The 12,770-nt window shown below is 64.0% G+C and carries 9 protein-coding genes and 1 pseudogene; 6 read left to right on the top strand and 4 right to left on the bottom strand.

What is annotated here, in order from left to right; translation table 11 throughout:
• Positions 1 to 97: 97 nt before the first annotated feature.
• From F753_RS28655 to guaD, 5 genes are all read left to right on the top strand, one after another.
• Entirely contained in the window at positions 98 to 1,072 is a 975-nt protein-coding gene (locus F753_RS28655; RefSeq protein ID WP_023444147.1) for a 2-oxoglutarate and iron-dependent oxygenase domain-containing protein, read from the top strand.
• 161 nt (positions 1,073 to 1,233) lie between these two features.
• Entirely contained in the window at positions 1,234 to 2,685 is a 1,452-nt protein-coding gene (gene xdhA, locus F753_RS28650) for a xanthine dehydrogenase small subunit (RefSeq protein WP_023444146.1), read from the top strand.
• Positions 2,678 to 5,074 (top strand): xanthine dehydrogenase molybdopterin binding subunit, encoded by a 2,397-nt coding sequence (gene xdhB, locus F753_RS28645; protein WP_023444145.1) that lies wholly within the window; start codon positions 2,678 to 2,680, stop codon positions 5,072 to 5,074. Before xdhA ends, xdhB begins: the two co-directional genes overlap by 8 nt.
• 113 nt (positions 5,075 to 5,187) lie before the next feature.
• Complete coding sequence (gene xdhC / locus F753_RS28640; protein WP_023444144.1) at positions 5,188 to 6,048, top strand: xanthine dehydrogenase accessory protein XdhC; 861 nt, start codon at positions 5,188 to 5,190, stop codon at positions 6,046 to 6,048.
• Between the two features lie 89 nt (positions 6,049 to 6,137).
• The gene (gene guaD / locus F753_RS28635; protein ID WP_023444143.1) at positions 6,138 to 7,445 is read left to right on the top strand and encodes a guanine deaminase; all 1,308 of its coding nucleotides are present in this window, start codon (positions 6,138 to 6,140) and stop codon (positions 7,443 to 7,445) included.
• Between the two features lie 77 nt (positions 7,446 to 7,522).
• Here the strand turns inward: guaD and F753_RS28630 are convergent, their stop codons facing one another.
• The 4 genes and pseudogenes from F753_RS28630 to F753_RS28615 all read right to left on the bottom strand — a co-directional run bounded on the left by F753_RS28630 (position 7,523) and on the right by F753_RS28615 (position 11,031).
• Positions 7,523 to 8,395 carry a metal ABC transporter substrate-binding protein gene (locus F753_RS28630; RefSeq protein WP_023444142.1) on the bottom strand — a complete coding sequence of 291 codons (873 nt, stop codon included), beginning with the start codon at positions 8,393 to 8,395 and terminating at the stop codon, positions 7,523 to 7,525.
• 9 nt (positions 8,396 to 8,404) lie between these two features.
• Positions 8,405 to 9,240, bottom strand: a pseudogene (locus F753_RS28625) (metal ABC transporter permease).
• A gap of 41 nt (positions 9,241 to 9,281) precedes the next feature.
• Positions 9,282 to 9,950: a metal ABC transporter ATP-binding protein gene (locus F753_RS28620; protein ID WP_023444140.1), complete on the bottom strand. Its 669-nt coding sequence runs from the start codon at positions 9,948 to 9,950 to the stop codon at positions 9,282 to 9,284.
• Between the two features lie 325 nt (positions 9,951 to 10,275).
• Positions 10,276 to 11,031, bottom strand: a complete 756-nt coding sequence (locus tag F753_RS28615; protein ID WP_023444139.1) for a GntR family transcriptional regulator — start codon at positions 11,029 to 11,031, stop codon at positions 10,276 to 10,278.
• A 339-nt stretch (positions 11,032 to 11,370) separates the two neighbouring features.
• On the opposite strand from F753_RS28615, the gene F753_RS28610 reads away from it, so the two are divergent.
• Complete coding sequence (locus F753_RS28610) at positions 11,371 to 12,717, top strand: NCS2 family permease (protein ID WP_031297218.1); 1,347 nt, start codon at positions 11,371 to 11,373, stop codon at positions 12,715 to 12,717.
• Positions 12,718 to 12,770: the final 53 nt, after the last annotated feature.

The following is a 12,770-nucleotide window of genomic DNA, read 5'->3' as shown; positions in this document are numbered from 1 at the left end:
GCGTGCCGTCCCGCCGCCTGGCGAACCGCACGCAGGGGGCATTGCCCTCGAAAGCCGCCGGTACGAGAAGACCGGCGGCGCCGTACCGGAGTCAGCCATGAATTCACTGCCCATCATCGACATTTCCCCGCTCTATAACGCCGACGAGGCCGGCCATCTGGCCGTCGCCGAGGCCATCGACCGCGCCTGCCGCGAGTGGGGCTTCTTCTATATCAAGGGTCATCCGATCAGCGCCGAGCGCATCGCCACCCTCACCGACCATGCCCAGCGGTTCTTTGCGCTGCCTGCCGAAGATAAGCTGAAGATCGATATCACCAAGAGCCGTCACCACCGCGGCTACGGTGCCGTTGCCACCGAGCAGCTGGACCCGAGCCAGCCGTGCGACCTCAAGGAAACCTTCGACATGGGTTTCCATATGCCTGCCGATCACCCCGAGGTGCTAGCCGAAAAACCACTGCGCGGGCCCAACCGCCATCCGCTGCAGCTGGAAGGCTGGACCGAGCTGATGGAGGGCCATTACCGCGACATGCAGGATCTTGCCTGCACCCTGCTGCGTGCCATCGCGCTGGCCCTGGGTATCGAGCGGGACTTCTTCGACAAGCGCTTCGTCGAGCCCATCAGTGTGTTTCGCATGATCCACTACCCGCCCCGGCAGACCGCCACTAGCGCCGATCAGCAAGGCGCCGGCGCGCATACCGACTACGGCTGCGTCACCCTGCTCTATCAGGACCAGGCCGGCGGCCTGCAGGTGCAGAACGTCAAGGGCGAATGGATCGACGCGCCGCCCATCGAAGGCACCTACGTGGTCAACATCGGCGACATGATGGCGCGCTGGAGCAATGATCGTTACAAGTCGACGCCACATCGCGTGGTCAGCCCGCTGGGCGTGGATCGCTATTCCATGCCGTTCTTCGCCGAGCCGCATCCGGACACCGAAATCGCCTGCCTGCCCGGTTGCTACGACGAAACCAACCCGCCGAAATACCCGAGCACCACCTGCAGCCGATACATGCTCTCGCGCTTCGCCGAGACCTATGCCTACCGACGGCAGGGCGAGGCCGAATCGGCCTGAGCGGGCTTTACTTGCAGTAGGAAGAACCGGGCGATGGCCACCCAGCCCTCGCCCGACCTGCGCGCGCATGCCGCATTGACTTTTGAGTCAGGAATAAGTTGACCGAAAAGTCAGATAGCGATAATTTGCGCGTCAGAACAACAACAGTCGGAGGCACCGCCTTGATCCAGTTTCTCCTCAATCGTGAGCTGCGCAGCGAGCAGGCTCTCGACCCCAACACCACGGTGCTGCAATACCTGCGCGAACACCGCGGCAAGACGGGCACCAAGGAAGGCTGTGCCTCCGGCGACTGTGGCGCCTGTACCGTCGTGGTCGGCGAACTGGTCGGCGATCGGCTGCGCTACCGCACCCTGAATTCCTGCCTGACCTTCGTCTGCGCCCTGCACGGTAAGCAACTGATCACCGTCGAAGACCTCAAGCATCAGGGTCAACTGCACAGCGTCCAGCAGGCGATGGTCGATTGCCACGGCTCGCAGTGCGGCTTCTGTACTCCCGGCTTCGTCATGAGCCTGTTCGCCTTGCAGAAGAATCGCAGCGACGGCGTGCAGACCTACGATCCACACCAGACCCACGAAGCCCTGGCCGGCAACCTCTGCCGCTGCACCGGCTATCGCCCGATCCTCGAAGCCGCCGAACAGGCCTGCTGTGCTAAGCAGCCGGACCAGTTCGATGCCCGCGAAGCCGAGACCATCGCCCAGCTGCAGCGCATCGCGCCACGTGAAACGGCCGAACTCAGCGACGGCGAAAAGCGCAGCCTGTCGCCGCTGACGGTCGCTGAGCTGGCCGAGCTGTATGCCGCCAATCCGCAAGCGCGGCTGCTCGCCGGTGGAACCGACCTGGCCCTGGAGGCCACCCAGTTCCATCGCGAACTGCCGGTAATGATCCATGTTGGCCAGATCACCGAGATGAAGCAGGTCCAGATCACCGACCGCCATATCGAGATCGGTGCAGCCGCACCGCTGACCGACTGCTACGCCGCGCTGGCTGCCGAGTACCCGGACTTCGGCAATCTGCTGCAGCGCTTCGCCTCGCTGCAGATCCGCAATCAGGGCACGCTGGGCGGCAACATCGGCAACGCCTCGCCCATCGGCGATGCCCCACCGCTGCTGATCGCCCTGGGCGCCGAGGTCGTGCTGCGCAAGGGCGATGTCAGCCGCACCCTGCCGCTCGAGGATTACTTCCTCGACTACAAGGTCACCGTGCGCCAGCCCGGCGAGTTCATCGAGCAGATCATCGTGCCGCGCGCCACGCCGGATCGCCTGTTCCGCGCCTACAAGGTTTCCAAACGGCTGGACGACGACATCTCGGCGGTCTGCGCCGCGTTCGATCTCAAAATCACTGATGGCATGATCGCCGATGCCCGCGTCGCTTTTGGCGGCATGGCGGCGATCCCAAAACGCGCCGCGGCCTGCGAGGCGACCCTGAACGGCGCGCCCTGGAACCAGAAAACCGTGGAGGCGGCCTGCGATGCGCTGGCCGAGGACTTCACGCCGCTGACCGATTTCCGCGCCAGCCGCGAATATCGCCTGCTGGTCGCGCAGAACCTGCTGCGTAAATGCTTCCTCGAACAACACGCACCGAAAACCGAAACGAGGGTGACCGCTTATGTCTAACCACGTAACCACCCGCACTCAGGAAGAAATCGCGGCGCTGTTTACCGAAGATCTGGTCACCGGCGTCGGCAAGAGCGTCAAGCACGACAGCGCGCCCAAGCACGTCTCCGGAGAAGCGGTATACGTTGACGACCGCCTGGAGTTTCCCAACCAGCTGCATATCTATGCGCGCATGAGCGAGCGCGCCCATGCCCGCATCGTGCGCATCGACACCGCGCCCTGCTACCAGATTCCAGGCGTGGCCATCGCCATCACGTCGAAGGACGTACCGGGCCAGTTGGATATCGGCGCCGTATTGCCCGGCGATCCACTGCTGGCGGACGGCAAGGTCGAGTACATCGGCCAGCCGGTTATCGCCGTCGCCGCCGACAGTCTGGAAACCGCGCGCAAGGCGGCCATGGCCGCGATCATCGAATACGAGGATCTTGAGCCGGTGCTCGACGTGGTCGAGGCGCTGCACAAGAAACACTTCGTGCTCGACAGCCACACCCACCAGCGCGGCGACTCGGCGACGGCCTTGGCCAGCGCGCCGCGTCGGCTGCAGGGCTCGCTGCACATCGGTGGGCAGGAGCACTTCTATCTGGAAACCCAGGTTTCCTCGGTCATGCCCACCGAAGACGGCGGCATGATCGTCTACACCTCGACGCAGAACCCCACCGAGGTGCAGAAGCTGGTCGCCGAAGTGCTCGGCGTGCCGATGAACAAGATCGTCATCGACATGCGTCGCATGGGCGGTGGCTTTGGCGGCAAGGAAACCCAGGCCGCCGGCCCCGCGTGCCTGTGCGCGGTGATCGCGCACCTCACCGGTCGGCCGACCAAGATGCGCCTGCCGCGCATGGAAGACATGACCATGACCGGCAAGCGCCACCCGTTCTACGTCGAGTATGACGTTGGCTTCGATGACGACGGCCTGCTGCATGGCATCGAGATCGACCTCGCCGGTAACTGCGGCTACTCGCCGGACCTCTCCGGCTCCATCGTCGACCGCGCCATGTTCCACTCCGACAACGCCTACTACCTGGGCGACGCCACCATCAACGGCCATCGCTGCAAGACCAACCTGGCGTCGAACACCGCCTACCGCGGCTTCGGCGGCCCGCAGGGCATGGTCGCCATCGAGGAGATCATGGACGCCGTGGCGCGCGAGCTGGGCAAGGACCCGCTCGACGTGCGCAAGCGCAACTACTACGGCAAGACCGAGCGCAACGTCACCCACTACTACCAGACCGTCGAGCACAACATGCTCGAGGAGATGACCGCCGAGCTGGAAGCCAGCGCCGAATACGCTCGGCGCCGCGAGGAAATCCGCGCGTTCAATGCCGCGAGCCCGATCCTGAAGAAGGGCCTGGCGCTCACGCCGGTGAAGTTCGGTATCAGCTTCACCGCGAGCTTCCTCAACCAGGCCGGCGCACTGGTGCACGTCTACACCGACGGCAGCATCCACCTGAACCACGGTGGCACCGAGATGGGCCAAGGCCTCAATACCAAGGTCGCGCAGGTGGTGGCCGAGGTGTTCCAAGTGGATATCGAACGCATCCAGATCACCGCCACCAACACCGACAAGGTGCCCAACACCTCGCCGACGGCAGCCTCCAGCGGTGCCGACCTCAACGGCAAGGCGGCGCAGAATGCGGCGCAGACCATCAAGCAACGGCTGGTGGAGTTCGCCGCGCGCAAGTGGCAGATCTTCGAGGAAGACATCGAGTTCAAGAACGGCCAGGTGCGCCTGCGCGACCAGTACATCAGCTTCGATGAGCTGATCCAGCAGGCCTACTTCGGCCAGGTCTCGCTGTCGTCCACCGGCTTCTACCGCACGCCGAAGATCTACTACGACCGCAGCCAGGCGCGCGGGCGGCCGTTCTACTACTTCGCCTATGGCGCGGCCTGTTCGGAAGTGATCGTCGATACCCTGACCGGTGAATACAAGATGCTGCGCAGCGACATCCTGCATGACGTCGGCGCCTCGCTGAACCCCGCAATCGACATCGGCCAGGTCGAGGGTGGCTTCGTCCAGGGTCTGGGCTGGCTGACCATGGAAGAGCTGGTCTGGAACGACAAGGGCAAGCTGATGACCAACGGCCCGGCCAGCTACAAGATCCCGGCGGTGGCGGACATGCCGCTGGATCTGCGGGTGAAGCTAGTGGAGAACCGCAAGAACCCCGAGGACACCGTGTTCCACTCCAAGGCCGTCGGCGAGCCGCCGTTCATGCTCGGCATCTCGGTCTGGTGTGCGATCAAGGACGCCGTCGCCAGCCTGGCCGACTACCGGGCGCAGCCGCAGATCGACGCACCGGCGACGCCCGAGCGCGTGCTCTGGGGCGTGGAGCAGATGCGCAAGTTGAAGCAGGCGGCGAGCAAGTCTGCGGCAACGCAGACGACGCTGGCCTGACGTAGGGTGGACAACGCTGTGCTTGTCCACCATCGACACAACTTGATCGTTTTGGTGGAAGACGCTTCGCGGTTTTCCACGGGGCGGCCCCCCGCACTACGAAGGACAGAACCATGAGCAACACGGCCTGGATCGAAGCACTCGCCGACCTGCAACAACAGGGCGAACCCTGCGTGCTGGTGACCATCATCGAGGAGCGCGGCTCCACGCCGCGCAATGCCGGCTCGAAGATGGTGGTCAGCCGCGAACGCCTGTACGACACCATCGGCGGCGGGCACCTGGAATACAAGGCGCAAGAGATCGCCCGCGAGATGCTGGAAAAACGCAGCCGCGACACCCGACTCGAGCGCTTCTCCCTCGGCGCCAGCCTCGGACAGTGCTGCGGTGGCGCCACGGTGCTGCTGTTCGAGCCCATGGGCCAGCCGCAGGCGCATATCGCCGTGTTCGGTGCCGGGCATGTCGGGCGCGCGCTGGTGCCGCTGCTCGCCAGCCTGCCATGCAAGGTGCGCTGGATCGATTCGCGCGATAACGAATTTCCCGCCGAGATTCCGCGCGGCGTGGAAAAGGTGGTCAACGACGATGTGGTCGAGGAAGTGGATAACATGCCCGCCGGCAGCTACTTCATCGTCATGACCCACAATCATCAGCTCGACCTGGAACTGACCGCCGCGATCCTCTCGCGCAACGATTTCACCTACTACGGGCTGATCGGCTCGAAGAGCAAGCGCGCCAGGTTCGAGCATCGCCTGCGGGAGCGCGGCTTCCAGGCCGAAACGGTGCAACGCATGCGCTGCCCGATGGGCATCGCCGAGGTGAAGGGCAAGCTGCCGGTGGAGATCGCCGTGTCCATCGCCGGCGAAGTGATCGCCACCTACAACGCGCATTTCGGTGAAAAGGGTGGCGAGAAGACCGCGGACGGTGAAAAGCCGGTACCGATGCTGGTCCCCGCTTCGCGTCGCGCCCAGACAAACTGACCGCCCGATTTCCTCGTTGCAGGCACGCCTTCGGCGGCGGCCTGCCCATGTCAACGCATCACCTCACACAACGATTTTCGAGAGTCACCATGCCCAGCACCAAAGCCTACCGTGCCGCCCTGCTCCACTGCCTCGCCGACCCGCGCGAAGTGGGCATCGAGCAATCCCATGAATACTTCGAGGACGGCCTGCTGATCGTCGAGGACGGCAAGGTCGCGCGCATCGGCCACGCCACCGAGCTGCTGCCGACCCTGGCGGCCGGCACCGAAGTGGTCGAATACCCGGATGCGCTGATTACCCCTGGCTTCGTCGATACCCATATCCACTACCCGCAGGTCGGCGTCATCGGCTCCTACGGCGCGCAATTGCTGGACTGGCTGGAAACCTACACCTTCCCCAACGAAGGCCGCTTCAGCGACATGGCGCATGCCCGCGAGCAGGCCGAGCTGTTCCTCGGCGAGCTGCTGCGCAACGGCACCACCACCGCGCTGGTGTTCGGCACGGTGCACAAGCAATCGGTGGACGCCTTCTTCGAGGCCTGCGAGAAGCGCAATCTGCGGATGATCGCCGGCAAGGTGCTGATGGACCGCAACGCCCCGGAGTTCCTCACCGACACCGCCGAATCCGGCTACGCCGACAGCCGCGAGCTGATCGAGCGCTGGCACGGCAAGGGCCGCCTGCATTACGCCGTCACCCCGCGTTTCGCACCGACCAGCACGCCGGAGCAGCTGACCCTCGCCGGCAAGCTGTTCACCGAATTCCCCGACCTGTACATGCACACCCACATCTCCGAGAACAAACAGGAGGTCGAGTGGGTGAAGGAGCTGTTCCCCGAACGCAAGGGGTACCTGGACGTTTACGACCACCACGGCCTGATTGGCCCGCGCTCGGTATTCGCCCACGGCGTGCACCTGTGCGACGACGAGTGCCAGCGCCTCGGTGAGACCGGCTCGGCGGGGTCGTTCTGTCCGACCTCCAACCTGTTCCTCGGCAGCGGCCTGTTCGACCTGGCCAAAGTGGAAGGCTTCGGTGTGCGCGTCGGCCTGGGTACGGATGTCGGCGGCGGCACCAGCTTCTCGCAGCTCGCCAGCCTCAACGAGGCGTACAAGGTGCTGCAGCTGCAGGGCCAGAAGCTCGATGCGTTCAAGGCGCTCTATCTCGCCACCCTTGGCGGCGCGCGGGCGCTCTATCTGGACGACAGGATCGGTAATCTGCAGCCGGGCAAGGACGCCGACTTCGTCGTGCTCGACTACAAGGCAACGCCGCTGATCGACTACCGCCTGAGCCAGGCGACAACGCTGCAGGAAAAGCTCTTCGCCCTGATGATCCTCGGCGACGACCGCGCGGTGAAGGAGACCTTCGCCGCCGGGGTTTCAGTGCACCGAAAGGGTTGCTGAGCAGCTGATCGCGAACCTGATCATCAACGGTCGTCTCCATGCTTGATGAGCGCGTGGATCAATGCTTGGCGTCCACTCTACGGCTTGAGCGCGGCCATCAGCGTGTCGAGATTTTGCTCGAACATCCCGAGATAGGTGCTGGCCGGCCCTGCGCTGGCCAGCGCATCCGAATACAACGTGCCGCCGACCTTGGCGCCGGCTTCGTCGGCGATCTGACGGATCAGTCGCGGATCACGGATGTTCTCCACGAACACCGCTAGCACTCCTTCATTGCGTATCTGCCGGATCAAGGCCGCGACTTCCGCCGCCGAAGGCTCGTCATGGGTGGACAATCCCTGCGGCGCAATGAACTTCAGCTGCCAGGCCTGCCCCAGGTAGCCGAATGCGTCGTGGCTGGCGACGACCTTGCGCTGACTGGGCGGCAAGCTCGCAATCTGCGCGTCGGCTTTCTTCAGCAATGCGTGCAGGCGCGTCAGGTAGGCATCGCGTCGCTCGATGTAGACATTGAGGTTGGCCGGGTCCAGTTCGCCAAGTGCCTCGGCGATATTGCGCACATAGATCTCGGCATTGGTCAGGCTCTGCCACGCATGAGGGTCAGGAACCGCCTCGCCATCTTCATCCAGCATCAGCGGAACGACACCCGCGCTGGCGTCGATGCGCTTGCCCTTGGGCTCGCTGCTGGCCAGCAGGCGCTCCAGCCAGGGTTCGAAGCCCAGGCCATTGGCGACGATCAGGTCGGCGCGCAACAGAGCCTTGGCGTCGTCCGCGCTGGGCTCGTAGACATGAGCATCGGCATCGGCGTCGACCAGGTTGGTGAGCTCGATATGCTCGCCACCCACCTCGCGGGTCAGGTCGGCGAGGATGCTGAAGCTCGTCACCACCTGCAGTTTTTCAGCGGCTTGCAGTGAGAGCGGGAGCCACAGGGCCAGCGCGATAAGCAGGTAACGCATGTGTATACCTCAAACGGTGACGGGGAAAGGGGGCGAGCGCAGCAGGCCATTTACCGGGCCCGCCACCAGCGAGAACAGATAGAAAGCGCCGGCCAGGAGTACGATGCACGGCCCGCTGGGCAAGCTGGCGTAGAAGGAAAGAACCAGACCGAACCATACGCACACCGCACCGATCAGCGCGGCAAGCGGTAACAGGATCAACAACCGTCGGCTCCAGAAGCGCGCGGCGGCAGCCGGCAGCATCATCAGCCCCACCACCATCAACGCGCCGATGGCCTGGAAACCGATCACCAGATTGAGTACCACCAGCGTCAGAAACGCGGCATGCGCCAGTGGGCCGAAGCGGCTGATGCTGCGCAGGAACAGCGGATCGAGGCTGTCCAGCGCCAGGGCGCGATAGCTCAGCGCAAGCACCACCAGACTGAACACCGAGGTGCCGAGCATGCCGTACAGGGTCGCGGTATCGACCGCCAACGCCGAGCCGAACAACAGGTGAAGCAGATCCAGCTTGCGCCCGGCCAGACCAAGGAGCAGCACGCCGCTGGCCAGCGAAATCGGATACAGCGCGGCCAGGCTCGCGTCCTCGCGTAGCCCGGTGCGCCGTGTGACCCAGGCCGCTGCGCCCCCCCGCCCCCCCCCCCCGCCATACCGAGACCGGCGACCAAGCCGCCCGCGGTCAATGCTGGCAGGCTCAAGCCGAACAGCCAGAACGCCAATGCTGCACCGGGCAGGATGCCGTGGGCGATGGCATCACCGATCAGACTCATTCGACGCAGAATCAGAAATACGCCCAGCGGCCCCGCGCTGCAGGCAAGCGCAACGCCGCCAAACAGCGCCCGGCGCATGAAGGCGAACTCGCCGAACGGCGCCCAGAGCAAATCCGGCGTCACGCGACTTGCCCAAGCCGTTGCCGCTCGGCCGCGAACTGGCGGATCGGTGCTTTGATGCAGCCGCTGCGAGCGATCAGCAACCCGTCACAGTGGTGATAAGTCAGCCCGACTAGGTTATGGCTGACCAGTACCAGCGTCCTCGCTTCGCGCTGCCAACGCTCAATGTGCTGCCAGAGCAAGCCCAGTCCGACATCGTCCAGTGCCGCTTCGGGCTCGTCGAGCAACAGCACCTGGGCATCGGTCAGGCTCAGCCGTGCCAGTAAGGCGCGCTGCAGCTCGCCGCCGGACAATGCATGCAGCCCCTGGGTTTGCAGATCGAGCAGGCCCCAGTCCGCCAACGCTTGGCGCAGCCTTGCCCGACGCTCGTCGCGTCCGAGCCGGCTACGCCAGAAACCGGCGCTCACCAGTTCGGCAAGTCGGATTGGAAACTGCCTATCCAAATGCTGCTGTTGCGGTAGATAAGCCACCCCGCCCATGCGCGGTACGCGCACATCGATCCGCCCAGCCAGCGGCCGATCCAAGCCGGCCAACACCTTGAGCAGGCTGCTCTTGCCCGATCCGTTGCTGCCGATGACAGCGGTCAGGCTGCCCGCAGCCAACTGCAGATCCAATGGCGGCGTGAGCGGCCTACCCGAGCCCCATTGCAGGCCGTGGCATTCGATCATCGTTACCTCGGTGTCAGGATTCCAACCCAGACAATGCGCACCGCTCGCCTTCGATAAACAGGAACGAGAGACGCCAATGCGCAACATGTGATAGTTATAACATAACACTAACGAGATAAATTCAAGCTGATTCACTGAACAGCGCGGCTATGCACATCGGATCGGAGGCGGGAAGCGCACTGATGCCGTGATCAGTACTGAATCGGGTTGCAGCGTGCGGTCCTGGCGGGCGATCGGCGCTGGCAGGCCGGCATGGCTCTGCCGCCACCGCGGCAGGTGATGACTGACGGAGCTGACTCAGAACGAGTCAGCGCGCGGGGCAACGCTAGCGAGCCGTGCGAGGCTTCTTCCTCGCCAGGCCCAGGTGCGAGAAGACCGCATGCAGATCACCCGAGGCGCTGTCTTCCTCGAGGTTGAGCTTGCTGTCGATGTGGTCCATGTGGTGCATCATCAGGCGCACCGCCTTGTCACTGTCGCGGGCAGCGATGGCGTCGATCAGTTCATTGTGTTCGTCGTACGAGCAGTGCGAGCGATTGCCGCTTTCATACTGGGCGATGATCAGCGAGGTCTGCGAAACCAGGCTGCGCTGGAAGCTCACCAGCGGCGCGTTCTTCGCCGCCTCCGCCAGCTTGAGGTGAAATTCGCCGGACAGGCGAATGCCCGCCCCGCGATCGCCTCGGTCGAAGCAATCACGCTCATCAGTCACCATCTGCCGCAGCTCGGCGAGTTGCGCGTCGCTGGCGTGCTGCACGGCCAGTTCGGTGATGGCCTTTTCCACCAGACGACGGGCGAAGAAGATCTGCCGCGCTTCTTCAACGCTCGGACTGGCCACCACCGCGCCGCGATTGGGCCGCAGCAGCACCACCCCTTCATGGGCCAGACGCGACAGCGCGCGGCGGATGATGGTGCGGCTGACGCCGAATATCTCGCCGAGCGCCTCTTCGCTGAGCTTGGTCCCCGGCGCCAGACGCTGCTCGAGGATGGCATCGAAGATGTGCGCATAAACGATATCGTCCTGCGTCCCGGTGCGAGTCTTGCCGGTCTTGGTCGGCTTCTTCAGGGGCTGCAACTGTTCGTTCATCGATGGCTCGCAAATGAGGTGTCGGCAACGCCGAACTTTACTGGGTTCGCGCCGCTACTGGCAGTTCGCTGGACAAATAAATACGCTGAAACGCCGTTAACCTTGTGCACAATTCACAGCCTCAAGTTTTCCTACGCGCAAATCCGTCAGCTCGCACAGGCCACGCACATTCAGCGGGACCACCGATTTATTGTTTGCAATTCTTGTATACAAAAGCATAATCCGGAAAGCCTTTCTGACCTTTCGGTCAACTACCGATGCAGATGGCCCACCATCACCCGCCCCTCGGGAGTACTCACACTCCGGGTGATCGACAACAAGAACGATGAGGAACGCCCAGTGGAAAGCATCAAGCGCAAGCCCCAGGCAGCACCCTTGCAGCGCACCGCCCCCGTTTGGCTGGACCGCCTGTTCAAGCTCAGCGAACACCGCACCAGTATCCGCACCGAACTGCTCGCCGGCCTGACGACCTTCGTCACCATGGCCTACATCATCTTCGTCAACCCGAACATCATGGCCGACGCCGGCATCGACCACGGCGCTGCCTTCGTTGCCACCTGCATTGGCGCGGCGCTCGGCTGCCTGTTGATGGGGCTGTACGCCAACTGGCCGGTGGGCCTGGCGCCAGGCATGGGCCTCAACGCCTTCTTCACCTACACGGTGGTCGGCGAGATGGGCTACAGCTGGGAGATCGCGCTCGGCGCGGTGTTCATCTCTGGCGTGCTGTTCATGATCATGAGCCTGTCGCGCATCCGCGAATGGCTGCTCAACAGCATCCCCATGAGCCTGCGCTTCGCCATGGGCGCTGGCGTCGGCCTGTTCCTCGGCCTGATCGGCCTGAAGACCGCCGGCATCGTCGTCGATAGCCCGGCAACATTGCTGACCATGGGCTCGTTCGCCGAGCCGTCGGCGTTGCTGGCCGCGGCGTGCTTCCTGATGATCGCCGTACTCAGCCACCGCAATGTCTTCGGTGCGATCCTGGTCAGCATGCTCGCGGTCACCGGTATCGGCTGGGCGCTTGGTCTGGTCGAGTACAACGGCCTGGTGTCGATGCCGCCGAGCCTGGCGCCGACCTGGCTGGCCATGGATATCGCCGGCGCGCTCAATGTGGCGATGGTCAGCGTGATCCTCGCTTTCCTCTTCGTGAACATGTTCGACACCGCCGGCACCCTGATGGGCGTCGCCCACCGTGCCAACCTGGTCAATGAGGACGGCAAGATCGAGAACCTCTCCCGCGCGCTGAAGGCCGACAGCAGCTCCAGCGTGGTCGGCGCCTTCGTCGGTTGCCCGCCAGTGACCAGCTACGTGGAAAGCGCCGCGGGCGTCGCCGCCGGCGGCCGCACCGGGCTGACCGCAGTGACCGTCGGCGTGCTGTTCCTGATTGCCATGTTCTTCGCCCCGCTGGCCGGCATGATTCCCGCCTATGCCACAGCCGGCGCGCTGATCTACGTGGCGATGCTGATGATGAGCGGCCTGGCGAATATCGACTGGAAGGACCACACCGACACCATCCCGGCCATCGTCACCGTGGTGATGATGCCGTTGACCTTTTCCATCGCCAACGGTATCGCCCTGGGCTTCTTGACCTACGCGACGCTCAAGCTGTTGACTGGCCAGCGCGACAAGGTATCGATCAGTCTGTATGTGTTGTGCGTGATATTCATCGCCAAGTTCGCGTTTCTCTGAACCGGGCCGGCAGCACCCGGCTCACCTACGGCCCCACTGCTTCGCAGTGGGGC

Origin of the sequence: Stutzerimonas chloritidismutans AW-1 (assembly GCF_000495915.1) — a bacterium.
GTDB classification, from domain to species: Bacteria; Pseudomonadota; Gammaproteobacteria; order Pseudomonadales; family Pseudomonadaceae; genus Stutzerimonas; species Stutzerimonas chloritidismutans.
The sequence above is the reverse complement of the archived record's forward strand: the minus strand, read 5'-3'. Positions and strand labels throughout refer to the sequence as shown.

Bases quoted from the DNA above. Each gene is read 5' to 3' on its own strand.
- F753_RS28655 (WP_023444147.1), top strand. From the start codon at position 98: ATGAATTCACTGCCCATCATCGACATTTCCCCGCTCTATAACGCCGAC.
- xdhB (WP_023444145.1), top strand. From the start codon at position 2,678: ATGTCTAACCACGTAACCACCCGCACTCAGGAAGAAATCGCGGCGCTG.
- xdhC (WP_023444144.1), top strand. From the start codon at position 5,188: ATGAGCAACACGGCCTGGATCGAAGCACTCGCCGACCTGCAACAACAG.
- guaD (WP_023444143.1), top strand. From the start codon at position 6,138: ATGCCCAGCACCAAAGCCTACCGTGCCGCCCTGCTCCACTGCCTCGCC.
- F753_RS28630 (WP_023444142.1), bottom strand. From the start codon at position 8,395: ATGCGTTACCTGCTTATCGCGCTGGCCCTGTGGCTCCCGCTCTCACTG.
- F753_RS28620 (WP_023444140.1), bottom strand. From the start codon at position 9,950: ATGATCGAATGCCACGGCCTGCAATGGGGCTCGGGTAGGCCGCTCACG.
- F753_RS28615 (WP_023444139.1), bottom strand. From the start codon at position 11,031: ATGAACGAACAGTTGCAGCCCCTGAAGAAGCCGACCAAGACCGGCAAG.